The sequence below is a fragment of the Halovulum dunhuangense genome (assembly GCF_013093415.1).
GTDB lineage: Bacteria > Pseudomonadota > Alphaproteobacteria > Rhodobacterales > Rhodobacteraceae > Halovulum > Halovulum dunhuangense.
The window spans coordinates 440,739-465,970 of the sequence record NZ_JABFBC010000002.1 but is presented as its reverse complement, the minus strand read 5'-3'; the positions used below and the strand labels follow the sequence as shown (position 1 = coordinate 465,970).

Genomic DNA, 25,232 nt, shown 5'->3' with positions numbered 1-25,232 from the left:
GCTCGCGGCGACTCGGGCGCGCGTGATAGACTGGCCGCGTTTCCTTGCCGGGGAGGCGCGGCCATGTCCGGGCGAATACACCTGCTGATCGGAACCACCAAGGGCGCCTTCGTGCTGGACGGGGACGCGGGCCGCCGCGACTGGGCGATCCGCGGCCCGTTCTGCGACGGCTGGCCCATCAACCATGTGATCGGCGACCCGGAAACGGGGGTGATCCATGCGGCGGGCGGCTCTCCGTGGCATGGGATCGGCGTCTGGCGCAGCGACGACCTGGGCGGCAGCTGGCGCTGGTCGGGCGAGGGGATCCATGCCGAGGAACGCGCGGCCCCCATCGACAGCGTCTGGTCGCTGGGCCGCGCGCCGGGGCGGCTATATGCGGGCACGCGGCCGGCGGAGCTGTTCGAAAGCCGCGATGGCGGCGAGACCTGGGCGCGGCTGGACGCGCTGACCGCGCATCCGAGCCGGGCGCACTGGCATCCGGGCGGCGCGGGGCTGACGCTGCATCACATCGTGACCGATCCCGGCAATCCGGGCCGGATCTGGGTCGGCATCTCGTCCGCGGGGGTGTTCGCCAGCGAGGATGGCGGCGCCAGCTGGGAGCCGCGCAACATGGGCGTGCGCAACGACTACGCCGAGACCGAGGCCGAGCGCTGCGGCGCGCCTTACGGCCAATGCGTGCACGGGCTGGCGCTGGGCCCCGGCGGCGTGATGTACCAGCAGAACCATTGCGGGATGTATCGGAGCCTTGACGCCGGGCGCAGCTGGCAGAGCATCGAGGCGGGGCTGCCGTCGAGCTTCGGCTTTCCGGTGGGGGTGCATCCGCGCGATCCGGGCGTGGTGTGGCTGGTGCCGATGAACGGCGACGTGGCCGGGCGCTACATGCCGGGGGCGGCGGCGGCGGTCTGGCGCAGCATGGACGGGGGTGCGACCTGGGCTGCGCAGCGGCGCGGACTGCCGCAGGAGCATTGCTATTTCACCGTGCTCAGGCAGGCGCTGGCGGTCGATGACGGGGAACCCGCGGGGGTCTATTTCGGGACCAATGCGGGCAGCATCCATGCCAGCGCCGACGAGGGGGAAAGCTGGGTGGAGGTAGCGCGCAACCTGCCCACGGTGCTGTCGGTGGAGGTGATGCGGCTGGGGGGCTGAAATGCGAACGGGGCCCGCGCGGGGCCCCGTCGGCAGGGTCGTCCGGGCGGGCGTCAGGCGCGCTCGGAATATTCCATGGTCTCGGTGTTGATGATCACCGCCTCGCCCTGGCCCACGAAGGGGGGGACCATGATGCGCACGCCATTGTCCAGAACGGCGGGCTTGAAGCTGTTGGCGGCGGTCTGGCCCTTCACCGCGGGCTCTGTCTCGGCGATGGTGCAGGTGACTTTCTCGGGCAGCGACATGGAAAGCGCCTCGTCGTCGTAGTATTCGACGGTGACGGTCATGCCGTCCTGCAGGAAGGGCCGACGCTCGCCCAGGATGTCGGAGGGCAGTTCGATCTGCTCGAAGGTCTCCGAGTCCATGAAGACGAGCATGCCGTCATTCTCGAACAGGAACTGCTGGTCCTTCTGCTCGAGGCGGACGCGTTCCACCTTGTCTGCGGAGCGGAAGCGCTCGTTCAGCTTGGAGCCGTTGCGCAGGTTCTTCATCTCGACCTGCGCGAAGGCGCCGCCCTTGCCGGGTTTCACATGGGCGACCTTGACCGCGACCCAGAGGCCGCCGTCATGTTCCAGGATGTTGCCCGGACGAATTTCATTGCCGTTGATCTTGGGCATCGGAACCTCTGGGGGTGTGCGGTTTGCTGGCGTCTCCCCTAGCGGCATTCGGGTCGGCTGGCAAGGCGCGGCCCATGAGGATTCCGCCTGCGACGGCCCAGGGGATCAGGCCCTCCATGTGGATGTAGTTTCCCGAGACGAGCGACAGGGCGTACATCGCGGTCAGCACCAGAAAGGCGGGCAGGGTGTCGGGGTGGCGGCGGGCGATGGCCGCGCCGCGGATCCAGGCCCAGCCGGCAAGCGCAAGAAGCGCGAGGGCAAGCGGGATGCCCACCGCGAGCGCCAGTTCCAGCGGCGCGTTGTGGAGGTGGCGGTGGCGCACGTCGTTCGGCCAGTCGAGGATCCAGCCGGCCTGGAAGAAGCCGTGGCCGAAGATCGGCTTTTCGAGGATCAGGTCGATCCCGCGGCGCCAGATCTCGAGCCGGGCAGAGGAGATGTCGGCGCCCTGGGCCATGCTTTCGGCATCCTGCGCGATGCGGCCGAAGATCTGGAGCCCGGCGCTTTCGGCGGGCAGCGGCAGCGACAGGAGCGCGCCAAGCACGAGCGCGGCCGTGATCGGCGGCAGGGCGCGGCGCAAGTCGCGGGAAAGCGTGGCGCCGAGCGCAAGGGTGCCGATGATCGCGGCCAGCCCGCCGCGGCCACCCGACCAGCAGAGTGCCGCTGCGAGCAGGGTCACGGCCGCAAGGGCCAGGATGCGGCGTCGCGGCGAGGGGCCGGCCATTGCCGCCAGCCCGATCGCGGCTGCCAGGGTGGCCGTCATCAGGTCCCCGAAGGGGCGGATCCAGCTCAGGCCCGGCAGGCGGTTGGCCAGCCCGTCCACAGGCGCCTCGATCAGGGGCCAGGCCAGCAGCGTCGCGGGCAGGGCGAAAAGGCCGAGCGCGGCGATGAACAAGGACAGGTCGCGCGTCTCGGTCACCGGGTCGCGGGTGACGAGAAAGGCCGTGAAGAAAAGGACATGGCCCGCGACGAAGACATGGATCAGCGGCAGCGGGCCGTCCGATTTGTCGACGCTGACGGCGTAGGCCACGGCATAGGCCGCCACCCACGCGATGTTGAAGGCGGCGAAGGCGCGGGGGGCGACCGGGGTGAAGTGCCTGAGGGCGTAGCCCAGCAGCAGCGCGCAGAGAAAGATCTTGGACCAGCCGTTGATGTGCTCGATCTCGGCGAAGGCGCCAGTGCGCAGGAACCAGCCGAGGTCGAACAGCCCCATGGCCAGCAGAAACACCGGCAGCGTGAGAAGCGCCCACCTGTAGGGCCGGGTGCGGATCATGCGCGCGCCCCGGGGGCTGCGGGGCGGCCGAGCGTGAGGCCGAAGCACAGCGCCACGACCAAGAGCGTCGCCTCGTAATAGAGGACGCCCTCGACCAGGGACATCGCCGCAAGTGCTGTCAGGGCCAGATGGGCTGCGATCCGCGCCGGTTCCGGATGGCGTAGCGTCAGGCGCAGGGCCCGAATCCAGAGCGCGAGCAGGAGAACGATCAGGGCGGTTCCACCGACAAAGCCGAAGTCGAACAGGAATTGTAGGACCGCGTTGTGGGGATGCCAGAAGATAGGGATGTCCGGTGCGCGGGCGTTTTCGTGGAAAAAGGCGAACTGCTCGAAGCCGTTGCCAACAAGGGGGGCCTTCAGGATCTGCTCCCATGTCATGACCCACAGGGTGAGCCGGCCGCTCAACACGGCATCGGGCGACAGTGCCGCCATCTCGGCTGCGGGCATCTCGGCTGCGGGCATGAAGTTCTCGACAAAGCCCAGGTTGGGGTCGGGGATCGGCACTGGAAGCGACAGGAGGATGCCGAGCAAAAGGCCTGCGGCGAAAGCCGGTAGCGCCCCGAGACCCTTTCTCCCCGTGAGCAGGGGAAGGAGAAGTATCGCTGCAACAAGCCCGAGCAGTCCTACGCGGGAGCCGGACCAGAACAGGGCCGCCGACAGCACCGCCGTCACCGCGAAGCCGACGGCTTGGCGCGACGGAGGGCGGCAGGCCATGAGGCCGAGCGTTGCCGCAAGAGCAGCGGCAAGGACCACGCCCCAGAGCCTAACGTGGAAATAGGGAATGTTGATGACGAGCAGCGGGCCGTAGCCGAGCCGGTCCTCGAACAGCGCCGCCGCGAGAACCAGCGGTATATGCAGAAGGGGGCCTGCGATGAGGGCCAGGACGAAAGCGTGGCGGGTTCCATCCCGTCGCGCCGCGAGCCATGCAACGGCCGGAGCAAGCGCGATGTAAGACACGACGATCTGCAGACGCCTGAGTGCCGAGCCTCTGTATACGCCGTCGGACAGGATCCCCGCCACAAATGCCGTGACCACGATGGCCGCCAGCGCAAGCCAGGGCCAGGCAACTGTCGCAGGGACCGGACGCATCCCGAGCGCGAGGCTGTAAAGCAGGACCGTAATGCAGAGATATTGCGCGAGCGGTATCGCAAGCGCCGTCTCGGTGAGGCCGCCGATCATCAGGCCCAGCGATACGAGTGTCGTGGCCGCGGCCACCATGGCAAGCGCGGCAGGCGGCCATCCCGCATCGGTTGCGGGGCTGCGGGTCGTGTCGCTGGGCATGGGGGTCATCAGGGGTGCCGTCTCGCCGTCATGTGGCGCTGACGCTACCCAATACGCTCTCACCGCGGCAGGGCCCAGAGACGAGTTTCGGGCGGGCGTGGCCGTGCTGCACCGGTCTGGTCGTCCGGGGCCGGGTGCGGTCGCCGGTGTCGGCGACGATCGTTCCCGGCTTTCCGCGGCGCTCGGTCGGGGCCGCCGGGTCACGCGCCACAGCGCGTCGCGGGATCGGGGTGGCCTGCCTGCCGCTGCGCCGGATCGCGGGCAGTTCGGCCGCGAGCCGCCCGAAATGGACTTGCTGCGCCGCGTGATTGACGAGACCGGGATGCTTGCCTACGATTTGAAGTTGTAGAGCGGTTACCGAGATAACGAGTAATTTCGGCAGACATCGGAATCCCAAGGGATCTTACGATCAAACGCTCGGCTACAGCATCACCAGCAGTGGCACCCGGCATAATCGTCAAGAGATGTCTTCATTTTCATGACGCTATCGTAGTGCGATCATGCGATAGCCAGCGGGGCTACGGATGGTCATTTCACTATACGGCAATGGGGCGTGCTCGTGCGCTGCGATTCCCAACGAGATCTTGCCCGACCTTGAGAGCCTGTCGGGACTCGGGTGCGCCGGCGGGATGGTGCGTTGATGTTCGACATCATCTCGCTGACCGTCGTCCTTGGGCTGACCGAGCACATAGACCATTGCAGGAAATGCAACGAGTTTCACCCGGCGATCTATGCCACGTTCGAGGGTCCGGGTCCGGACTGGCTTGGCTACAGGATAGGCGCGTATCTGAACAGCCAGGATCGCATTGCCCTTGCGGCCGGGGTCAACATCGACGGGCCCGGATTGACATTCGTCCAGGCGGGGGTGGTGACCGGCTACCGGTTCGCTCCGGTGGTGCCGATGGCGCGCGTGGGGCTGGAGTACGAGCATGCGTCAGGATTTGGCGGCAGGATATTCGCATTCCCGTCGGCATCCGATGACGAGCTGGAACTGGGTATCGGCGTCGAGGCGAATTACACCTGGAGGTGGTGACGCCGGTTGACTGATTTCATGGTACCGACTCCCCGGCTCGAACGGGGGACCTCTTGATCCACAATCAAGCGCTCTAACCTACTGAGCTAAGTCGGCACCGTGCGCGATGCCCTAGCGCCTTGTGCCGGGGAATGCAAGACCCGGCTGAGGGGGGGCGCGCTTGAAATCCGCGGGGGGCGGGCGTAAGGCGGGGCGGCACGCGGATGGGGGCAGGATCATGGGCATCAACAGCGAAAGCGACATCGAGGCAGGGTTGCAGATCGGGCCGACCGACCAGGGAATGGTGCGGATCTACATTTCCGGCGACGGGGTCGACCTGCCGATGGACTTCGATCCGGAAGAGGCCGAGGAGATCGCCGAAGAGCTGCGCATGGCGGCCGAGCAGGCGCGCGGGATCAAGCCGAAGCGGCAGCGCTGAGGGCGGCCTCGCTCAGGCGGCGCAGGCGGTCGGCGCCGGTGCGCGCGATCTTCAGCAGCATCGCCTTGCGCCGGGCGGCGGCGAGCGGCGTCTCGGGGCCGAGGCGCAGGATCTGCGCGTCCCAGGGATCGGCGAGGATGAGGCCGGTCCCCTCGGGCAGCAGGTCCAGCGGGAAGTCCGCGTCCACCGCCCAGAAGAAGCGGTCGCACCAGTCCAGATAGCCGTGCCATTTCGCATCCGCCCGGAAATCGGCGCGGCAGGACTTGCATTCCACCACCCAGAGTTCCCCCCTGGGCCCCACCGCCATCACGTCCACGCGCAGGCCGCGGCTGGGGACGAATTCGAACAGGCTGGAAAAGCCGAGGCTTTCCAGGTGTCGCCCGACGCCGCGGGCGAGAAGCTGGCCGGGTTGGGGACGATCCTGCATGACCGGGAATTGAACATTTCGCGAACATGGCGTCAAGCCTGCTGCCGGGCGGCCCCTGTCCGGACGGGTGCGGGGGCGGTCAGGCCAAGCTGCGCAAGCCGTTCGGCGTAGCGCGCGGCCTGCGCGTCGAGGCTGTAGTCGGTTTCCATCACCATCCGGCCGCGCCGCGCCTGGTTGCGGGCGGCGTCGGGGGCGTCGGCCATGCGGATCAGGGCCGCGGCAAGCGCATCGGTGTCGATCTCGGCCCAGCGGGCGCCGGGGCAGCGCAGGATGGCATGGCCCTCGGGCACCGGGACGAGGCGGGCGGGCACGCACTCGGCGGTCAGCGGCGTGCAGAAGTCGCGCGGGCCGGAATGGTCGGTGACGGCCACGGGCGTTTCCAGCGCCAGCGCCCAGGCGGGAAAATAGCCGAAGCCCTCGGCCCGGTGGGGCGAGATCAGGCCGTCGGCGCCGGCGATCAGGGCGAGCAGGTCGGGCAGGGGCAGGTCGGCCTCGATCAGGTGCAGGCGCGGGTCGGTGGCGGCAAGGGCGCGGATGCGGCCCATCTGCCCCTCGGGGTCGGTCCAGGGCCGGTCGCGGTCGCGCGGCGTGGTGGTCTTGATGACCAGTTCCACGTCCCGGCGTCGGGGAAAGGCGGTCTGGAAGGCACGGACGGCGGCGAGGGGGTTCTTGCGCGCGACCGAGGAGCGGCGATCGAAGCAGGTCACGAAGCGGCGCGTGCCGGGGGCGCGCGGCGGCGGGGCAGAGGGCGCGGGCAGCTGGATGCCCTTGCGCATCAGGACCACCGGACCCCTGAAATGCGGCTGGTAGAGGCGCTGGAGAAAGAGCGAGGGCACCCAGATCTCGTCCAGCATCTCCATCGCGAGGCGGTGGGCGGGGGGGATGCGGTCCAGTTCCCACAGGAGAAAGCCGATATGGAAGGCGTCGCGCCTTGCATGGCGGGACAGGATTTCCTGCGGGATCCGGTCCGCGTTCAGGTGGTGGAGGACCACGTCGCGCAGGACGGGGCGGGCGGGGCCCGCGGGGGGCGGCAGGTGGAGCGTGCCGGGCGTTGCGTCCACCGGGTCGAGAACGGGGGCGAGGCCCGCGCGGGAAAGGGCCTGGGCGCTCATCCAGAAGTTCTGCGACAGGCCGGTGCCGTTGGCGGCAATGCCGGTCAGGCGCAGCGCGGGGGATGCGGGCCGGGCCGGCAGGGCTGGCGGGCAGAGGGCGGCAAGCGTGCCGCGCAAGGCTGGGCAGGCCCAGGGGGCGGCAAGGGTCTCGATACGCTCGACCGGCAGGCGCAGGGCGAAGGCGAGCATCCATTCGCGGCGGCTGAGGGCGGGGTCGCCGGGCAGAAGCGGCTGGTCGAGGGCGGCAAGATGCGGTGCGTCGGCGGGGCGGGGGCAGCCTGCGAGATGGCGCAGCAGCGCGCCGGCATGGCCGTCGCCGGTGGGCGGGGCGGTATCCTCGGCGGTGCGCCAGAGGCGCGGGCGCTTGCCCAGCGCGGCCAGGTGTTCGGCCATCCGGGTCAGGCGCGGGTTGCGCGGCGAGGGGGCGAGCGCGGTCGCCACGGCGCGCGGGCGGGGCCCGGCCGGCCGGTCGCGGCCCATGGCGAGCGCGGCCTCGGCGTCGCGGGGGCGGATCGCGCGGCCCTGGCGGGCGAGCGCCAGCAGCCTGGCGCGGGTTTCGGGGGCAAGCGCGGCGGCGTCCGACCCGGCGAGGGCGCGGGCCAGGTGCTGGTCGGTCAGGCGCAGCGGGTGGGCGGCGCGGGGCTGGACCAGGGCAAAGAGGGCGGCCTCGGCGGTGCCGGGGTCGGGGGGCGCGCAGGGCAGGCCGAGCCGGCCGGCGACAAGGTCGCCCGCCGTGTCGGTGGTCGATGCGGCGCCAAGGCGGCGGCGGGCGGCGGCAGAGAGGCGGGCGCGCAGGATCAGCGCCAGCGCCTTGTCGGCATGGCGGCCCGGCTCGTGCAGCAGGAGGACCGGGCCGCCCTTCTCGATGAGGTGGCAGAGGGCCGTGAGGCGCGCCCACCAGTCGCCGAGCGCGCGGCGCCGGGGCGTGCCGGCGAGCCGCGCGAGGCTGCGAAGGCTGACGATGCCGGGCGCGCCCAGGGCGTCCGGCGGGACGGCGGCGATGTCGCTTTCGGCGAAGGCGCCGGGATGCAGCGAGAGCGTCACCACGCGGGCGCCGCCAAGGGCAGCGCCCGCGGCGCATTCGGCCAGCCTGCGCGCGGCGCCGCCCCCGGTCATGGCGAAGCCGCCGAGGATCCAGAGCGCGGGCCGGGCATCCTGCGGGGCGGTCGGGCTGGCGGGGGGAAGCGCCTGGGTCATGGCGCCATCCTCGGGCTGCGTGGTTAACGGCGGATTAAGCGTGCGGCAGCGCCTGCGCCCTCTTCTCTTTTGGCCGGCATCGCATATGTTGTGGGGTGGCGGGTGCTGCTCTTCCCGTGCAGGGGCCTTTATCCTAGTGGCCTTAAATGTTCTTGAGGGAGCTGGCTCTGTGCTCGACCCTGGTCCTGCACATCTGGCGCCCACCTGGTTAGCCAGGCTCTCAAGGATCCAGTGCCTCCACGGTCGCTGCGGGCCCGCCACCCTTTTCCCGATCCCCGCCGTGATCCCCGGCCGCCCTGCGGGCGGGCCAGAGCGCGCGCGAAGGGTGCTTGCCTTCCTGTCCGGACCGGCCTACGTCCCCGTGCCATGAGACTCCTGTTCCTGGGCGATGTTGTCGGACGGACGGGCCGCGCGGCTGTGCTGGAGCGGATCGCGAAGCTGCGCGCCGACTGGAAGCTCGATTTCATCGTGGTCAACGGCGAGAACGCGTCGGCGGGCATGGGCCTGTCGGGGCTGAACGCGCGGGAATTCCTGGATGCGGGCGTCGATTGCCTGACGCTGGGGGACCATGCCTTCGACCAGCGCGACATGCTGAGCTTCATCGAGAGCGAGCCGCGCATCCTGCGCCCCGTCAACTTCGCCAAGGTCGCGCCGGGCCATGGCCACCGGCTGTTCACCCTGCCCGGCGGGCGCAAGGTGCTGGTGATCCAGGTCCTGGGGCAGGTCTTCATGAAGCGGCCCTTCGACGATCCCTTCTCGGCGATCGAGGGCGCGCTGAAGGCGGCGCCGCTGGGCGGGGTGGCGCAGGCGGTGATCGTGGACATGCATGCCGAGGCCACCTCCGAGAAGATGGCGATGGGGCATTGGTGCGACGGGCGCGCCTCGCTGGTGGTGGGCACGCATACCCATGTGCCCACGGGCGACGTGCAGATCCTGCCCAAGGGCACCGCCTACATGAGCGATGCGGGCATGTGCGGCGATTACGACAGCGTGATCGGGATGGAAAAGCTGGAGCCGATGACGCGCTTCATCACCGGGATGGGCAAGGGCCGCTTCAAGCCCGCCGAGGGCGAGGCGACGCTGTCGGGCATCGTGGTCGAGACCGACGACCGCACCGGGCTTGCGCGCCAGGCGGCGCCGGTGCGGATCGGCGGGCGGCTGGCGCAGGCCGAGCCGGGGTTCTGAGCCGAATGCCCGCGCTTTACGGCGCGCTTCTCGTGCTGGGGCTGTTCTGGGGCGTGGGCATCCCGCTGACCAAGATCGCCGTCGGCGCGGGATACGCGCCGCTGGGGCTTATCGCGTGGCAGACCATCTACATGACGCTGTTCCTGTCGATCGTGCTGCTGGTGCGCGGCGGCGGGTTCCGGCTGGGTCGCCGGCACTGGCGGCTTTACGCGGTGATCGCGCTGAGCGGCACGCTGATCCCCAACAGCTTCGGCTACCGCGCGGCGGCGGAACTGCCGGCGGGGGTCATGTCCATCATCATCGCGCTGGTGCCGATGTTCGCGCTGCCCGTGGCGCTGGCGCTGGGGCTGGAGCGCTGGCGCTGGGCGCGGCTGGGCGGCGTGGCGCTGGGCGGGGTGGCGGTCGCGCTGATCGCCGGGCCCGAGACGAGCCTGCCCGCGGGCACCGAGGTGGCGTTCGTGGCGCTGGCGCTGGTGGCGCCGCTTTCCTACGCGATCGAGGGGAACTACCTGGCGCTGAAGGGCACCGGGGGCCTCGGCCCGTTCGAGGTGCTGTGGGGCGCGAGCCTGCTGGGGGCGCTGGTCGCGGTGCCGGCGGCGCTGGCTTCGGGCGACTGGATCGACCCGCGCAGGGCCTGGGGCGTTGCGGAATGGGCGATCCTGGGCAACGCGGTCAGCCATGGCATCGCCTATGCCGGCTACGTCTGGCTGGTCGGGCGGGCGGGCGCGGTCTTTGCCGCGCAGGTCGCCTACCTGGTGACGGGCGCGGGGGTCCTGTGGTCGATGGCGCTTCTGGGCGAGCGCTATTCGGGCTGGGTCTGGCTGGCGCTGGTGCTGATGCTGGCCGGCGTGTCGCTGGTGCAGCCGCGCGCGGGCGCGGCGCGGCGCGCGGGTGCTTGAACTTCGGCGCCGTTGCGGCCTATATGCACGCCGACATTTCCTGCAAGTCGTGAAAAGGCGAGGCGCGCATGGCCGGGCATTCCAAATGGGCGAACATCCAGCACCGCAAGGGGCGGCAGGACGCGATCCGGGCGAAGCTGTTTTCCAAGCTCTCGAAGGAGATCACCGTCGCGGCGAAGATGGGCGACCCTGACCCCGACAAGAACCCCCGGCTGCGGCTGGCGGTGAAGGAAGCCAAGGCGCAGTCGGTGCCCAAGGACGTGATCGAGCGGGCGATCAAGAAAAGCCAGGGCGGCGATGCCGACAGCTACGACGAGATCCGCTACGAGGGCTATGGCCCCGAGGGCATCGCGATCATCGTCGAGGCGATGACCGACAACCGCAACCGGACCGCGTCGAACGTGCGCTCTATCTTTGCCAAGGCGGGCGGCAACCTGGCGGAAACCGGTGCGGTCAGCTTCATGTTCGACCGCAAGGGGCTGGTGGTCTATCCCGCGTCGGTGGGCGATGCGGAAAAGGTGCTGGAGGCCGCGATCGAGGCCGGGGCCGAGGACGTGGAGAGCACCGAGGACGGGCACGAGATCTATTGCGAGCCGGGCGATCTGAGCGACGTGTCGAACGCGCTGGAGGCGGTGCTTGGCGAGAGCGAGACCAGCAAGCTGGTGTGGAAGCCGCAGACCACCACGACGCTGGACCTGGAAGGCGCGCAGAAGCTGATGAAGCTGATCGAGGCGCTGGAAGATGATGACGACGTGCAGTCGGTCACCGCGAATTTCGAGATGTCGGACGAGGTGATGGCGCAGCTCTGAGCGGGGCTGCGGTATCCGTCCGCAATGCAAGACGGCGCCCCGCGGGGCGCCGTTCGCGTCAGGTCGCTGTCGGGGTTGCAACTAGGGGGTAGCGCAACCCCGACAGCCTTGCGCCCGGCCCGTGGTGGCGTCGTGCAGGGCGCAATTCCGGGTGATTATTCGTCAGTGCCGAGATTTTCGGCCGTCTTTTCCTTCGATTTGTCGGAGCGGACGAGGCCGGAGATCACGTTGCCGCCCTTGCCGGCGGTCTCGCCGCCGATGGAGGCGTTGCCGCCGCCGTTGATGCCGTTGTTGTGGGCCTTTGCCAGCACCATCGCCGGTGCAGAGAGGGCGAGGGCGAATGCGGCGGTCGCGGCGAGAATGGAACTTCTGTCAGGCATTTCAGTGATCCTTTCTGTTTCACTCTTCAAGCAACGCAGCCACGCGGCGTGGAGTTTCACCGCCGGGAAACTTTTTTGCCGCGGCGTGCGTTGGTCCTGCATGCGCCTGATGACCTGCCTTGCCGTCCTGCCGTTCCAGCCTGCCGCCCTCTGCCTGGCGGTCCTGGGCGCTGTCGTGCCTGCCGCCGCGCACGAGTTCTGGATCGCGCCGGACCGGCACCTGGTCGAGCCGGGGACGGAGATCGCGCTGGAGGTGCTGGTGGGCGAGATGCTGGCGGGGGAGGGCTGGACGCCCGAGCCGTCGCAGCTCACCCGGTATGCGCTTGTGCAGGGCCAGACCGAGGTGCCGGTCGCCGATCCGCGGGTGGCCCCGCCCGATGGGCTGAGCAGCGTGGTGCTGGAGACGACCGGCAGCCTGCTGCGGTTCAGCGTGTGGCAGGACTTCGTGGATTACGTCACCTTCGAGGGGCTGGACGACATTCCCGATCTGCACCGGGAACTGGGCCTGCCGGAGACGGGGTTCACCGAGGCCTATTTCCGCAATGCCCGCGCGCTGATCCAGACCGGGCCGGTGCGCGAGGACGACCGGGACGCGCCCACGGGGATGCCATTCGACATCGTGGCGGATGCGAACCCCCATGGCTTGCAGGCGGGTGACATGCTGCCGGTGCGGCTTTTGTGGATGGGCGATCCGTTGCCCGATCATCCGCTGGCGGTGTTCTCGACCGATGCGGCGGGAGAGGTGCGGCGCCTGCTGCTCAGGTCGGATGCGGACGGCCGGCTGGAGGTGCCCTTGCAGTCGGGGCGGATGCTGCTGAATTCGGTCGAATTGCTGCCGGCCCGCGCGGGCGTGGGGGCCGAGTGGATAAGCGTGTGGTCCTCTCTTTCCTTCGAGGTTCCCTGAACCCCTGACGCTTGCTAGGCTTTCCGCCGACGCGCGGAGGAAAGCCCATGTCCGACCGACCCGGCCTGACCCTCGGGATCGAGGAGGAATACCTGATCGTCGATCGGGAAACGCGGGAGCTGGTGCGTGAACCGGCTGCCGGCTTCATGGCCGCCTGCCGGCGCGAGGCGGGCGAGCGGGTGACGAACGAGTACCTGCAATGCCAGATCGAGGTGGGCACAAGGCCGCACCAGCGGGTCAGCGATGCGGTGGGCGAGCTGGCCCTGTTGCGCGGGGCGGTTGCGGCGGCGGCGGCCGAGCATGGCTATGCGGCGATCGCGGCCTCGACCCATCCGTTCAGCCGCTGGCGCGAGCAGACCCACACGCGCAAGGACCGCTATGACGCGCTGCGCGACGACCTGGGGCTGGCGGTGCGGCGGATGATGATCTGCGGCATGCATATCCATGTCGGCATCGAGGACGAGGACCTGCGCATCGACCTGATGAACCAGGCCGCGTATTTCCTGCCGCATCTGCTGGCGCTGAGCTGTTCCTCGCCCTTCTGGGAGGGGGAGGATACGGGGTTGTCGTCCTACCGGCTGACGGTGTTCGACGCGCTGCCACGCACCGGGCTGCCGGACGAGCTGGCGTCGTTCGCGGCCTGGCGGCGGCTGGTGGATCACCTGGTGCGGGCGGGCTGCATCGAGGATGCGACCAAGATCTGGTGGGACATCCGCCCCTCGGACAGGTTCCCCACGCTGGAGCAGCGGATCACCGACGTGTGCAGCCGGGTCGAGCATGTGGCTGGGATCGCGGCGCTGTACCAGGCGTTGATCGCCTATCTCTACCGGCTGAAGACCCGCAACCAGCGCTGGCGGGTCTATCCCGGCACCATCGTGATGGAGAACCGCTGGCGCGCGCAGCGCTACGGCGCGTCCGGAAAGCTGGTCGATCACGGGCGGTCGCAGCTGGTGCCCTTTGCCGACCTGGTGGAGGAGATGATCGAGCTGTTCGGCGCCGATGCCGAACAGCTGGATTGCCGGCAGGAGTTGCTGTCGCTGCGGCGGCTGGTGCGCGACGGAACATCCGCCGACCGGCAGCGGCAGGTGCATCGCGCGGCGCTTGAGAAAGGCGCCGGCGCGCAGGAAGCGGGCGTCGCGGTGGTGGACCACCTGATCGCCGAGTTCACCGCCGCCTGAGGGCCTAGCGCAGGGCGTAGGGCAGGGTGCCGCGGGCGTTGGGGTCTATGCGGATGCCCCGGTCCATCGGCGGCAGGGCGCGCTGGTGGCAGTCGGGACGCTCGCAGATCCGGCAGGAGATGCCGATGGGCTGATAGGCGCGGTCGTTGCCGAGATCCATGTCGTCGGCATAGACCAGCGCGCCGGCATGGGCGATCTCGCAGCCGAGCCCGATGGCGTAGCGGCGGACGGGGGCATGGAAGGTGCGGCCGGGCTTCGCCACGTCGCGCGACAGGCAGAAATAGCGCACCCCGTCGGGGGTTTCGGCCAGCTGGCGCAGGAAGCGGCCCGGCGTCTCGAAGGCCTGGTGCACGTTCCACAGCGGGCAGGCGCCGCCGAAGCGGGCGAATTGCAGCCGCGTGGCGGAATGGCGCTTGGTGATGGTGCCGGCCTGATCGACGCGCACGAAGAAGAAGGGCACCCCCTTTGCGCCGGGGCGCTGGAGGGTGGACAGCCGGTGCGCCACCTGTTCGATCGAGGCGCCGAAGAGAAGCGCCAGCCGTTCCAGGTCGTGCCGGGTTTCCTGTGCCGCCGCGTGGAAGCGGCCATAGGGCAGTTGCGCCGCGCCGGCGAAGTAGTTGGCAAGGCCGATCTTGCAGATCTCGCGCGCGGTTTCCGTCCGGAAGCGGGCCAGATCCAGCGTCGCCTCGAGCAGGTCGCCATGGGCGATCAGGGCAAGCTGGTGGGCGGCCTGGAAAAGCTGCGTTGCCGCGCCCGCCTCGGCGGCCAGCGTCAGGGTGCGGGTGTCGGGGTCGTAGTGCCGGATCGGCGCGCCCAGCCGGGTCCGGGTGCTGATGCCGTGGCGTTCTTCCAGCAGGCGGGCCATGGCGGCCAGGCGGTCGCCTTCGCCCAGGGCGGTCGCGAAATGTTCGGCCGCGCGGTCCACCGGGTCGATGTAGTTGTCGCAGTAGTGGAAGAAGTCGCGCACCTCTTCCCAGGGCAGGGGCGCAAGGGTGGTGCCCTCGGCCCCCAGCGCATCGGTCAGGCTGGCCAGCTGCTCGGCGCCCTGGCGGTGGGCGCGGTGGAGTTGCAGGAAGGCGCGGGCGAGGCGTGGCGCGTTCGATGCCACGAGTTGCAGTTCGGCCTGAAGCGGGGGGTCGGAAAAGACCGGATCGGCCAGCGCCTCGCGCATGTCGGCTATCAGCCGGGCGCTTTCGCCGGCCGACAGCTCTGTCACGTCGTAGCCGAATTCGCGGGCCAGCGCGAGCACCAGCCCGGCCGAGACGGGGCGGTGGTTGTTTTCCATCTGGTTGAGATAGGAGAGCGACACGCCAAGCCGCGCGGCGAAGTCCTTCTGGCTGAGGCTGCGGGCGGTCCTGAGTTCGCGCAGCTTGGCGCCGGCATAGAGTTTCTGGGTGCTCATGGGGCTTTCCCTGCGGTGCTTTCGCAAATTCGCATTTCGCAAAATATTTGTCACACAGAATTTGCAAATCCACCGAATCGCGCTTTCGCGCAGGCGGTTTCGCCCGCTATGCTGGCGCGCGACAGGGTGAACAGGCCGACGCAGGACAGGCGCATGCAGGAAATACTCGAGGAACTGGAAGCACGGCGCGCCCAGGCCCGGCTGGGCGGCGGGCAGCAGCGGATCGACGCGCAGCACGCCAAGGGCAAGCTGACCGCGCGGGAGCGGCTGGAGGTGCTGCTCGATCCCGGCTCGTTCGAGGAGTTCGACATGTTCGTCGCGCACCGCGCCACGGATTTCGGCATGGGCGAGCAGAAGTATCCCGGCGACGGGGTGGTGACCGGCTGGGGCACGATCAACGGGCGCATGGTCTATGTGTTCAGCCAGGATTTCACCGTGCTGGGCGGGTCGCTGTCGGAAACCCATGCGCAGAAGATCTGCAAGATCATGGACATGGCCGTGAAGAACGGCGCCCCGGTGATCGGGCTGAACGATTCGGGCGGCGCGCGGATCCAGGAAGGCGTGGCCAGCCTTGCCGGCTATGCCGAGGTGTTCCAGCGCAACATCCTGGCCAGCGGCGTGGTTCCGCAGATCAGCGTCATCATGGGGCCGTGTGCGGGCGGGGCAGTCTATTCGCCGGCGATGACCGACTTCATCTTCATGGTGCGCGACAGTTCCTACATGTTCGTGACCGGGCCCGACGTGGTGAAGACGGTGACGAACGAGGTTGTCACCGCCGAGGAACTGGGCGGCGCGCGGACCCATACCACGAAATCGTCGGTCGCCGATGGCGCCTACGAGAACGACATCGAGGCCCTGACAGAGGTGCGGCGGCTGGTGGATTTCCTGCCGCTCAACAACCGCGAGAAGCCGCCGGTGCGCCCTGTCTTCGACCGCCACGACCGGGTGGAGGACAGTCTCGACACGCTGATCCCGGCGAACCCGAACCAGCCCTACGACATGCACGAGCTGATCGCGAAGCTGGCCGACGAGGGCGATTTCTTCGAGATCCAGAAGGATTTCGCGAAGAACATCCTGACCGGCTTCATCCGGCTGGACGGGGCCACCGTGGGCGTGGTGGCGAACCAGCCGATGGTGCTGGCGGGCTGCCTGGATATCGATTCAAGCCGCAAGGCCGCCCGTTTCGTGCGCTTCTGCGACGCGTTCGAGATCCCGATCCTGACGCTGGTCGACGTGCCGGGTTTCCTGCCGGGGACGGGGCAGGAATATGGCGGCGTCATCAAGCACGGCGCGAAGCTGCTCTTTGCCTATGGCGAGGCGACGGTGCCGAAGGTGACGGTCATCACCCGCAAGGCCTATGGCGGGGCCTATGACGTGATGGCGTCGAAGCATCTGCGCGGCGACATCAACTATGCCTGGCCCACGGCCGAGATCGCGGTGATGGGAGCAAAGGGCGCGACGGAGATACTCTACCGCTCGGAACTGGGAGAGCCGGAAAAGATCGCCGCGCGCACGAAGGAATACGAGGCGCGTTTCGCCAACCCGTTCGTCGCGGCCGAGAAGGGTTTCATCGACGAGGTGATCATGCCGCATTCGACCCGACGCCGGGTGGTCCGGGCCTTTGCCAGCCTGCGCGGAAAGCAGCTGAGCAACCCGTGGAAGAAGCACGACAACATCCCGCTATGAGCGCCGTTCCCGCACCGATCACAGAATCGGCAACTTTCCACCGGCACCTTCGAGGCCCCGTGATTTCCAATGTGAATCAGGCTAGATTCGGGTCGCTCGCGCGGTATAGCGCCGCTGCGGGCCCGCAATTCTGCGCACAAGGAAGGAACGAAGAATGCAAATCGTCGCCAAGATCGCCGCTCTCTGCCTGGTTCTGGGCATCGCCGCATGCAGCCAGCCGGAGCCCGCTCCCGCGCCCGCGCCGATGGTCGAGCCCGAGCCGACCTTCACCGGCAAGATGTGATCAGGCGGGCCCCCTCCGCCAAAGGAGGGGGCCATGCTGAAGCATCGCGGATTTCCCGGCCGGCTGACGGGAACGGATTTCCAGTTCACGCTGCGGCGCGCGGCGGACAAGCCGACCGAACTGAAGGCGCGGCAACGCTATGCGGACCGCCGCCCCGCCGACAGGAAGGCGGACGCGGCCTTCATGGCGGCATTGTGGGATCATTTCGGGGATCAGCCCTTCGAGCGGGGCAACCTTGACGCGGGGCGGCTGAGCTGGCTTTTCGGGCGCGAGGTGGTGCCGGCCGAACAGCCCTTCGATCCCTGCAGCTACGAGGCGCTTCTGCGAATCGACGTCGAGGTGGCGCGGCGCAGTTTCCCGGGGGCGTTCGAGTGATGCGCCCCCTGGGGCAGGCTTCGACACGGGGCCGTGATCGGCGACCCGCCGCCCGTTTCGGGTTTGTTGCAGAGCCCGGCGCAATCGTGACGGGAACTCCGTCGAACGAAACGCTATTCTGCGCATCAGACGCATGTGAAGGAGAACCGACATGTCCAAATTCTGCAAGGCCGGCGCGCTGGTCGCGCTTTTCGCCCTGTCCGCCTGTGGCGACACCTTCGAGGAACGTGCCCTCATCGGTGCCGGTGCGGGTGCTGCGACCGCGGTCGCAACCGACGGCAATATCGCGACCGGCGCCCTTCTGGGCGGTGCGGCCAACGTCGCCTTCTGCAGCCAGTACCCCTCGCGCTGCTGATGAACCTGCGGCGCCCCACGCGGGGCGCCGCCATTCCGCCCGCCCCGGTGCGGGTCACGCGCTTTCCCACAGCATTGAACCGAAGCAGCCCGCGGTCGCCCTGACCGGTCGGGCCGATGGATATTGCCCATGTTCGACAAGATCCTGATCGCCAACCGGGGCGAGATCGCCTGCCGCGTCATCAAGACCGCCCGCCGCCTGGGCATCGGCACGGTCGCCGTCTATTCCGACGCGGACCGCGACGCGCTGCATGTGCGCATGGCCGACGAGGCGGTGCATATCGGCCCGCCGCCGGCGGCGCAGAGTTACATCGTGATCGACCGCATTCTCGACGCGATACGCCAGACCGGGGCGCAGGCGGTGCATCCGGGTTATGGTTTCCTGTCCGAGCGGGCCGAGTTCGCGGCCGCGCTGGATGCCGAGGGCGTCGCCTTCATCGGGCCGCCGGTGGGCGCGATCGAGGCGATGGGCGACAAGATCACGTCGAAGAAGCTGGCGGCCGAGGCGGGGGTGTCCACCGTTCCGGGCTTCATGGGGCTGATCGACGGGCCGGACATGGCGGTCAGGATCGCGGGCGAGATCGGCTATCCGGTGATGATCAAGGCCAGCGCCGGGGGCGGTGGCAAGGGCATGCGCATCGCCTGGAACGAGGGCGAGGTGCGCGAGGGTTTCCAGTCCTCGAAGAACGAGGCGAAGGCCAGTTTCGGCGACGACCGCATCTTCATCGAGAAGTTCGTCACCCAACCGCGCCACATCGAGATCCAGGTGCTGGGCGACAAGCACGGCAACTGCATCTACCTGGGCGAGCGGGAATGTTCGATCCAGCGCCGCAACCAGAAGGTCATCGAGGAGGCGCCCTCGCCGTTCCTGGACGCCGCCACCCGCAAGGCGATGGGGGAGCAGGCGGTGGCACTGGCGCAGGCGGTGGACTACTGCTCGGCCGGGACCGTCGAGTTCATCGTGGACGGCGATCGCAACTTCTACTTCCTCGAGATGAACACCCGCCTTCAGGTGGAACATCCCGTCACCGAGCTGATCACCGGGATCGACCTGGTCGAGCAGATGATCCGGGTGGCCGCCGGCCAGAAGCTGGCGCTGAGCCAGGACGACGTGAAGCTGGACGGCTGGGCGATCGAGAGCCGGCTTTACGCGGAAGACCCCTATCGCGGTTTCCTGCCCTCGATCGGGCGGCTCACGCGCTATCGCCCGCCGCAGGAGGCGCCGCGCCGGGTGCGCAACGATACCGGCGTGTTCGAGGGGGGCGAGATCTCGATGTTCTATGATCCCATGATCGCCAAGCTCTGCACCTGGGGGCCGGACCGCACGGCGGCGCTGGAGGAGATGCGATCCGCGCTCGATGCCTTCGAGGTGGAGGGGATCGGCCACAACCTGCCCTTCCTGTCGGCGGTGATGGATCATCCGCGCTTCGTCAGCGGCAACATCACCACCGCCTTCATCGCCGAGGAATATCCCGACGGGTTCGCGGGCGCCGTGCTGGACGCACCCGCGCTGCGCGACCTGGCACGGGTTGCGGCCGGCATGATGCGCACCCGCGCGGAACGCGACGTGCGGATTTCCGGCCGGATGGCGCATGGCGGCGCGCCCGAACCCGCCGAATGGGTGGTGATGATCGGTGGAGAACGGTTCGAGATCCCGGCGGCCGAGGCGCTGGCGCTCGACTGGGTGCCGGGGATGCGGCTGGCGCGCGGGCTGGTGGACGGGCGCGAGATCGTGGTCAAGGTCGAGGCCCGCACCACCGGGTTCCGGCTGCGCTGGCGCGGGGCCGACCTGGATGCCAAGGTCTACACGCCGCGGCAGGCGGAACTGGCCGTGCTGATGCCCGAAAAGGTGGCGGCCGACACATCGAAGCTGCTGCTCTGCCCGATGCCGGGGCTGGTCGTCACGATCGCCGTGGAAGAGGGGCAGGAGGTGCAGGAGGGACAGGCGCTCTGCACCGTCGAGGCGATGAAGATGGAGAACGTGCTGCGCGCCGAGCGCCGTGCCACGGTGACAAGGATCCACGCAGCGCCCGGCCAGTCGCTGGCGGTGGACGAGATCATCATGGAGTTCGAGTGATCCCATGGAAGTCCGGCTGCATATCGGCGCCCACCGCACCGGAACCACCCGGTTGCAACAGGCCCTGCGCCGCCGGGCAAGCTGGTTGCGGGACAAGCGTGGGCTGGGGGTCTACTGGCCCGAACAGGTGCGGCCGGAACGGAACCTGGGCTTCAACCTGAAGGCCAGCCTGCCTGCGCCCCTGGGTCGGCTGGTCCGCTCTGCCGCGGTCGACCGGGTGGCGGCCCTTCGGGCCGAGGCCGAGGCGCAGGGCAAGCGGCGCATGGTGGTCAGCGAGGAGAACTGGGCCGGGCTGATCGACCAGATGATCGCGACCGGCGCGATATACCCCGCGATCCGGCGGCGGATCGGCGCGCTGGCACCGGTCTTCCGGGGCGACCGGGTGACGCTGCTTTTCTCGGTGCGCGAGTATTCGAGCTTTTACGCATCGCTCTACTGCCATCGCACCCGCACCCGTCCGCTGCCGCCCTTCGAGCGCGGCAAGCAGCGCTATCTGGCGCTGCCGCGTCGCTGGCCCGCCGTGCTGGCGGATCTGGGCCGGGCGATGCCCGATGCGGAAATCCTGGTCTGGCCCTTCGAGACGCTGCGCGGGAACGGTGGCGCCGCGTTGTGCGCGATCCTAGGGCAGGACAACATCGTGGGGCTGAACGAGGCGTTGAAGCCGGCCCTGCCCAGCCCGTCGGCCGCGGCGGTGGCCCGGCTGAATGCCATGGTGTCGGGCCCGGACCTGCAACGCGAGGCGCGCATCGCCGTGGTCAAGGCACTGGCTGACGGGCCGCGCTTCGATCCCTGGACCGCCGAGGAGCGCGTGGCGCTTCAGGCGGCATACGAAGCGGATCTTGCGGAACTTTCCGCGGCGCCGCCCGGGAATGTCCGGCTCATCGACCTGCGCGCGCGGCAGGCGGAGGTCGGCCATGGGTAAGCGACGCGAGGGGGTTTGGGCCGGGGATCAGTTCAGCGGGCGGGTCCGCTGGTCCTCGATTTCCTGCCGGCGCAACGGCATCCGGTCGATCAGCCGGATCACCTCGCGCACGGTGACGGGGTCGGGCTTGCGGTATGCGACGCGCCCGTCCTTGCCCAGAACGATCACGTTGAAGTCGCGTGGCCGGAACGCCAGGCGCAGGGGGCCGTTGGCCGCCGGGTCGGTATCGACCAGGATGACCACGTCCCGCGCCTCGAGTTCGGCGGGCTCTGCCTCGAACGCGGCAAGCTGCTGCCTGAGCCGGGGATCGGCGGGGCTGTCAGCGAAGACGATGATCGGTCGGGCGACCCATTTCAGCTCTTCCAGCGTAGGCTGGGCCGGCTCCTGTGCGAAGGCGAGCATCGGCAACAGGGCACAGAACAGGGTCAGGGCACGGGTCTTCATCGGCGGATCCTCCTGTATTGCAGATAGGTGCCCCCGACTCGTTTGCGAGTTTGCCCCGCAGCGATACACGGCGATGTCATGGCAGATGTAGCACAGGCGACACAGATGCGCGGGCGTCTGGCCGAAGCGCGGCTGCCTTTGCTGGGCGCGGTCGCGGCGCTTGGCGTCTTTGCCGCGTTCCAGTTCCTGGGCGTGCTGCGCGCGGGCCGGTTCGACTATCCGCTGGACGACGTCTACATCCACCTGACCATCGCCCGCGAGATCGCGTCGGGCGGCTACGGCATCAATGCGGGCGAGATCACCTCGGCCGCCTCCTCGATCCTGTATCCGTTCCTGCTGGTGCCCTTCGCGGGCACCGGCCTGCATGTCTGGATGCCGCTGGCCTGGAACCTGGGTGCGGTGCTGGCCGCGGGCTGGCTGTGGGGGCTGCTGGTGGCGCGGGCGTTCCACGGCACGGCTCAGGCGCGACGGCTGGGCATCTACCTGACGCTGGTCGGGCCGCTGGCGGTCAACGTGCCGGGGGCGGGCTTTGCCGGGATGGAGCATGCGCTGCACGGGGCGGTGACGCTGGCGGTCCTGGTGGGGCTGGTGGATTTCCTGCGCGGCGGGCGGATCGGCGTGCTTCTTGTGGCGGGCATCCTTCTGGGCCCGCTTCTGCGCTACGAGGGGCTTGCGCCGTCGCTGGCCGCCTGTGGGGTGCTGGCGCTGCGCGGCCGGTTCGGCGCCGGCGTGATGCTGGGCGCGATGGCGGTGCTGCCGGTGCTGGCGTTTTCGGCTTTCCTGATGTCGAACGGGCTGGCGCCGCTGCCGAACTCGGTGCTGGCAAAGCTGAGCGGCGCAGGGCCTTGGGCCGATCTGGTTGAAAAGCTGTCCGCACTGCCGGGGCAGATGCTGTTTCTGGCGACGGTCCTCTGCGGCGTGCTGGCGCTGCGGCGATCGGAGTTGCGGCTGCTGGCGCTGGCAGGGGCGGCGGTCGGTGTGGCGCATCTACTGTTCGGGAAATTCGGGCTGGCCGACCGCTATGAGCATTACGCCATGGTCTTCACGCTGGGCGCGCTGGTCGCTGCCGCGGCGCCGATCCTGTCGGCTTCGCGGCTCGGCCCGGTCCTTGCCTTCGTTCCGCTCGTGGCGCTGACGGTTTTCTATTCTGGTGGGCTTGCTTCTCGCGGGCAGTGGTCGCCCGCGGCGATCCACCTGCAACAGGCGCAGATGGCGCGCTTTGCCCGCGATCACGCCGGGGGCGCTGTCGCGGTGAACGACATAGGTTATGTCGGCTATTCGGGTGGCGTTCCGGTGCTGGACCTGTGGGGGCTTGCCTCGGCCGAGGCGCTGGCCGCGCGGCGCACGGGTGCCGCGCCCGGCTGGGCCGGACCGCTGGCCGAGGCGCGCGGCGTCACCGTCGCCATGGTCTATGCAGAGTTCCTTTCCCCCGCCCTGCCGGCCGGCTGGCCGGCGCTGGGTGCGCTGGTTCTGGACGAGGATATCCCACCGGGCCATGTCAGTGGCCGCGCGGTCACTTTCTACGCAACCGATCCGGCTGATGCCCCCCGCCTGCGGGCAGAGCTTCGATCCTTTGCCGCCGGCTTGCCCGCTGGCGCCACATTCCGTTTCTTCGATCCCGAGGAGTCCGTCGATGGATAAGTCCGATCCCGATCTCGCCGCCTGGCGCCGGCTTGCCGAGAGGGAGTTGAAGCGCGATCCCGAAAGCCTGACCTGGGCCACGCCCGAGGGGATCGCGGTCAAGCCGCTCTATACCGAGGCCGATCTTTCGGGCGTGTCGCACCTGGGCAGCCTGCCGGGGCTTGCGCCCTTCACCCGCGGTCCGCGGGCGACCATGTATGCGGGCCGACCCTGGACGATCCGGCAATATGCGGGCTTTTCCACCGCCGAGGAAAGCAACGCCTTCTACCGCAAGGCGCTGGCCGCCGGGCAGCAGGGCGTCAGCGTCGCCTTCGACCTGGCCACCCATCGCGGCTATGACAGCGACCATCCGCGGGTGGTGGGCGATGTGGGAAAGGCGGGGGTCGCCATCGACTCGGTCGAGGACATGAAGATCCTCTTCGACGGCATCCCGCTCGACCAGGTGTCGGTGTCGATGACCATGAATGGCGCGGTGATCCCGGTGCTGGCCAGCTTCATCGTCGCCGGCGAGGAGCAGGGCGTCGCGCGCGACCAGCTGTCGGGGACGATCCAGAACGACATCCTCAAGGAGTTCATGGTCCGCAACACCTATATCTACCCGCCCGAGCCCTCGATGCGGATCGTGTCGGACATCATCGCCTACACGGCCGGGAACATGCCGCGTTTCAACTCGATCTCGATCTCGGGCTACCACATGCAGGAGGCTGGGGCGACGCTGGTGCAGGAGCTGGCCTACACGCTGGCCGACGGGCGGGAATACGTCCGGGCCGCCATCGCGCGGGGCATGGACGTGGACGCCTTCGCCGGGCGGCTGTCGTTCTTCTTCGCGATCGGCATGAACTTCTTCATGGAGGCGGCCAAGCTGCGCGCGGCGCGGCTCCTGTGGCACCGGATCATGTCGGAGTTTCAGCCGAAGAAGCCGCAGAGCCTGATGCTGCGCACCCATTGCCAGACCAGCGGCGTCAGCCTCGCCGAGCAGGACCCCTACAACAACATCGTGCGCACCGCCTACGAGGCGATGAGCGCCGTGCTGGGCGGCACCCAGTCGTTGCACACCAACAGCTTCGACGAGGCGATCGGCCTGCCGACGGAATTCTCGGCCCGGATCGCGCGCAACACCCAGCTGATCCTGCAGAACGAGACCGGGGTGACAAAGGTCGTCGATCCGCTGGCGGGCAGCTACTATGTCGAGGCGCTGACCGACCAGCTGGCTGCCGAGGCCTGGAAGCTGATCGAGGAGGTGGAGGCGCTGGGCGGCATGACCAAGGCCGTCGCAAGCGGCATGCCCAAGCTTCGGATCGAGGAGGCGGCGGCCCGGCGGCAGGCCGCCATCGACCGCGGCGAGGAGGTGATCGTCGGCGTGAACCGCTTCCGGCTGGACGAGGAGCAGCCGATCGACGTGCTGGACATCGACAACGACAAGGTGCGCGAGGGCCAGGTCGCGCGGCTGGAGCGGATCCGTGCCACCCGCGACCAGGCGGCCTGCGACGGCGCCCTTGCGGCGCTTGAGCAGGCCGCCCGCTCGGGCGGGGGCAACCTGCTGGAACTGGCGGTGGAGGCGGCGCGGGCGCGCGCCAGTGTGGGAGAGATCTCGATGGCGATGGAAAAGGCGTTCGGCCGGCACCGGGCCGAGGTGAAGACGCTCGCGGGCGTCTATGGCGCTGCCTACGAGGGGGACGAGGGCTTTGCCCGCATCCAGAAGGACGTCGAGACCTTTGCCGAGGAAACCGGGCGGCGGCCGCGGATGCTGGTCGTCAAGATGGGCCAGGACGGCCATGACCGGGGCGCCAAGGTGATCGCAACCGCCTTTGCCGATATCGGCTTCGACGTGGATGTGGGGCCGCTGTTCCAGACCCCCGAGGAGGCGGCGCAGGACGCCATCGACAACGACGTGCATGTGGTGGGCATCTCGAGCCAGGCGGCGGGGCACAAGACGCTGGCGCCCAAGCTGATCGAGGCGCTGAAGGCGCAGGGCGCGGGCGATATCCTGGTGATCTGCGGGGGCGTCATTCCGCAGCAGGATTACGGCTTTCTGAGGGATGCGGGCGTGAAGGCCATTTTCGGGCCCGGCACCAACATCCCGCAGGCCGCGCGCGAGATCCTCGACATGATCCGGGCGCAGGGGGCGCGGGGCTGATGAGCGGGGCTGCCGGCCGGACGATTTACCGCGATACCGCCGAAAACTGCTTCAAC

24 protein-coding genes and 1 tRNA gene are annotated in these 25,232 nt (G+C 69.0%); 16 read left to right on the top strand and 9 right to left on the bottom strand.

Going from position 1 to position 25,232, the window contains the following annotated elements:
* Positions 1-63 precede the first annotated feature (63 nt).
* On the top strand, positions 64-1,146 hold the full coding sequence (locus HMH01_RS12940) for a WD40/YVTN/BNR-like repeat-containing protein (RefSeq protein ID WP_171326191.1): 1,083 nt from the start codon (positions 64-66) through the stop codon (positions 1,144-1,146).
* Positions 1,147-1,199: 53 nt separating this feature from the next.
* Here the strand turns inward: HMH01_RS12940 and efp are convergent, their stop codons facing one another.
* From efp to HMH01_RS12925, 3 genes are read right to left on the bottom strand one after another with little or no spacing between them, the layout of a single operon-like run.
* On the bottom strand, positions 1,200-1,763 hold the full coding sequence (efp, locus tag HMH01_RS12935; RefSeq protein WP_171326190.1) for an elongation factor P: 564 nt from the start codon (positions 1,761-1,763) through the stop codon (positions 1,200-1,202).
* Positions 1,741-3,033 carry an O-antigen ligase family protein gene (locus HMH01_RS12930; protein WP_171326189.1) on the bottom strand — a complete coding sequence of 431 codons (1,293 nt, stop codon included), beginning with the start codon at positions 3,031-3,033 and terminating at the stop codon, positions 1,741-1,743. Before HMH01_RS12930 ends, efp begins: the two co-directional genes overlap by 23 nt.
* Positions 3,030-4,313, bottom strand: coding sequence for an O-antigen ligase family protein (locus HMH01_RS12925; protein WP_171326188.1), 1,284 nt, complete (start codon positions 4,311-4,313; stop codon positions 3,030-3,032). The genes HMH01_RS12930 and HMH01_RS12925 overlap by 4 nt, the downstream gene beginning before the upstream one ends.
* A 640-nt stretch (positions 4,314-4,953) precedes the next feature.
* On the opposite strand from HMH01_RS12925, the gene HMH01_RS12920 reads away from it, so the two are divergent.
* Positions 4,954-5,346, top strand: coding sequence for a hypothetical protein (locus HMH01_RS12920; protein ID WP_171326187.1), 393 nt, complete (start codon positions 4,954-4,956; stop codon positions 5,344-5,346).
* Between the two features lie 19 nt (positions 5,347-5,365).
* Here the strand turns inward: HMH01_RS12920 and HMH01_RS12915 are convergent.
* Positions 5,366-5,442 (bottom strand) — tRNA-His (locus HMH01_RS12915).
* Between the two features lie 121 nt (positions 5,443-5,563).
* Here HMH01_RS12915 and HMH01_RS12910 point away from each other — a divergent pair.
* A complete protein-coding gene (locus tag HMH01_RS12910) occupies positions 5,564-5,764 on the top strand; it encodes a DUF6324 family protein (RefSeq protein ID WP_171326186.1) in 201 nt (66 codons plus the stop codon).
* On the opposite strand, the gene HMH01_RS12905 is transcribed toward HMH01_RS12910, so the two are convergent.
* Complete coding sequence (locus HMH01_RS12905; protein WP_171326185.1) at positions 5,742-6,191, bottom strand: MmcB family DNA repair protein; 450 nt, start codon at positions 6,189-6,191, stop codon at positions 5,742-5,744. The genes HMH01_RS12910 and HMH01_RS12905 overlap by 23 nt on opposite strands.
* 32 nt (positions 6,192-6,223) lie before the next feature.
* Positions 6,224-8,500: a glycosyltransferase gene (locus HMH01_RS12900; protein ID WP_171326184.1), complete on the bottom strand. Its 2,277-nt coding sequence runs from the start codon at positions 8,498-8,500 to the stop codon at positions 6,224-6,226.
* Between the two features lie 366 nt (positions 8,501-8,866).
* Here HMH01_RS12900 and HMH01_RS12895 point away from each other — a divergent pair, with 366 nt between their 5' ends.
* The 3 genes from HMH01_RS12895 to HMH01_RS12885 all read left to right on the top strand — a co-directional run bounded on the left by HMH01_RS12895 (position 8,867) and on the right by HMH01_RS12885 (position 11,393).
* Positions 8,867-9,685: a TIGR00282 family metallophosphoesterase gene (locus HMH01_RS12895; RefSeq protein WP_171326183.1), complete on the top strand. Its 819-nt coding sequence runs from the start codon at positions 8,867-8,869 to the stop codon at positions 9,683-9,685.
* 5 nt (positions 9,686-9,690) lie between these two features.
* Positions 9,691-10,584 carry a DMT family transporter gene (locus HMH01_RS12890; protein WP_171326182.1) on the top strand — a complete coding sequence of 298 codons (894 nt, stop codon included), beginning with the start codon at positions 9,691-9,693 and terminating at the stop codon, positions 10,582-10,584.
* A 68-nt stretch (positions 10,585-10,652) separates the two neighbouring features.
* Complete coding sequence (locus tag HMH01_RS12885) at positions 10,653-11,393, top strand: YebC/PmpR family DNA-binding transcriptional regulator (protein WP_171326180.1); 741 nt, start codon at positions 10,653-10,655, stop codon at positions 11,391-11,393.
* A 155-nt stretch (positions 11,394-11,548) separates the two neighbouring features.
* Here the strand turns inward: HMH01_RS12885 and HMH01_RS12880 are convergent, their stop codons facing one another.
* Positions 11,549-11,875: a hypothetical protein gene (locus HMH01_RS12880; RefSeq protein ID WP_171326178.1), complete on the bottom strand. Its 327-nt coding sequence runs from the start codon at positions 11,873-11,875 to the stop codon at positions 11,549-11,551.
* Here HMH01_RS12880 and HMH01_RS12875 point away from each other — a divergent pair.
* Both HMH01_RS12875 and HMH01_RS12870 read left to right on the top strand, forming a co-directional pair.
* Positions 11,874-12,677, top strand: coding sequence for a DUF4198 domain-containing protein (locus HMH01_RS12875; RefSeq protein WP_171326177.1), 804 nt, complete (start codon positions 11,874-11,876; stop codon positions 12,675-12,677). The genes HMH01_RS12880 and HMH01_RS12875 overlap by 2 nt on opposite strands.
* Positions 12,678-12,724: 47 nt before the next feature.
* A complete protein-coding gene (locus HMH01_RS12870) occupies positions 12,725-13,855 on the top strand; it encodes a carboxylate-amine ligase (RefSeq protein ID WP_171326175.1) in 1,131 nt (376 codons plus the stop codon).
* Between the two features lie 4 nt (positions 13,856-13,859).
* On the opposite strand, the gene HMH01_RS12865 is transcribed toward HMH01_RS12870, so the two are convergent.
* Entirely contained in the window at positions 13,860-15,257 is a 1,398-nt protein-coding gene (locus tag HMH01_RS12865; RefSeq protein WP_171326173.1) for a helix-turn-helix domain-containing protein, read from the bottom strand.
* 153 nt (positions 15,258-15,410) lie between these two features.
* Between HMH01_RS12865 and HMH01_RS12860 the strand changes: the two genes are divergently transcribed.
* The 6 genes from HMH01_RS12860 (at position 15,411) to HMH01_RS12840 (ending at position 20,954) form a co-directional block, all read left to right on the top strand.
* Positions 15,411-16,943, top strand: coding sequence for an acyl-CoA carboxylase subunit beta (locus HMH01_RS12860; protein ID WP_171326171.1), 1,533 nt, complete (start codon positions 15,411-15,413; stop codon positions 16,941-16,943).
* Between the two features lie 154 nt (positions 16,944-17,097).
* Complete coding sequence (locus tag HMH01_RS17960) at positions 17,098-17,226, top strand: hypothetical protein (protein WP_281365973.1); 129 nt, start codon at positions 17,098-17,100, stop codon at positions 17,224-17,226.
* A 33-nt stretch (positions 17,227-17,259) separates the two neighbouring features.
* Positions 17,260-17,601 carry a hypothetical protein gene (locus tag HMH01_RS12855; RefSeq protein ID WP_171326169.1) on the top strand — a complete coding sequence of 114 codons (342 nt, stop codon included), beginning with the start codon at positions 17,260-17,262 and terminating at the stop codon, positions 17,599-17,601.
* A 151-nt stretch (positions 17,602-17,752) separates the two neighbouring features.
* The gene (locus tag HMH01_RS12850) at positions 17,753-17,956 is read left to right on the top strand and encodes a hypothetical protein (RefSeq protein WP_171326167.1); all 204 of its coding nucleotides are present in this window, start codon (positions 17,753-17,755) and stop codon (positions 17,954-17,956) included.
* Positions 17,957-18,085: 129 nt separating this feature from the next.
* Entirely contained in the window at positions 18,086-20,032 is a 1,947-nt protein-coding gene (locus tag HMH01_RS12845) for an acetyl-CoA carboxylase biotin carboxylase subunit (RefSeq protein ID WP_171326165.1), read from the top strand.
* 4 nt (positions 20,033-20,036) lie between these two features.
* Positions 20,037-20,954 carry a hypothetical protein gene (locus HMH01_RS12840; protein ID WP_171326163.1) on the top strand — a complete coding sequence of 306 codons (918 nt, stop codon included), beginning with the start codon at positions 20,037-20,039 and terminating at the stop codon, positions 20,952-20,954.
* Between the two features lie 27 nt (positions 20,955-20,981).
* Here the strand turns inward: HMH01_RS12840 and HMH01_RS12835 are convergent, their stop codons facing one another.
* Positions 20,982-21,398 carry a DUF4174 domain-containing protein gene (locus tag HMH01_RS12835; protein ID WP_171326161.1) on the bottom strand — a complete coding sequence of 139 codons (417 nt, stop codon included), beginning with the start codon at positions 21,396-21,398 and terminating at the stop codon, positions 20,982-20,984.
* Between the two features lie 78 nt (positions 21,399-21,476).
* On the opposite strand from HMH01_RS12835, the gene HMH01_RS12830 reads away from it, so the two are divergent.
* The gene (locus HMH01_RS12830) at positions 21,477-23,039 is read left to right on the top strand and encodes a hypothetical protein (RefSeq protein WP_171326159.1); all 1,563 of its coding nucleotides are present in this window, start codon (positions 21,477-21,479) and stop codon (positions 23,037-23,039) included.
* Positions 23,032-25,176, top strand: a complete 2,145-nt coding sequence (gene scpA, locus HMH01_RS12825; RefSeq protein ID WP_171326157.1) for a methylmalonyl-CoA mutase — start codon at positions 23,032-23,034, stop codon at positions 25,174-25,176. The genes HMH01_RS12830 and scpA overlap by 8 nt, the downstream gene beginning before the upstream one ends.
* Positions 25,177-25,232 lie beyond the last annotated feature (56 nt).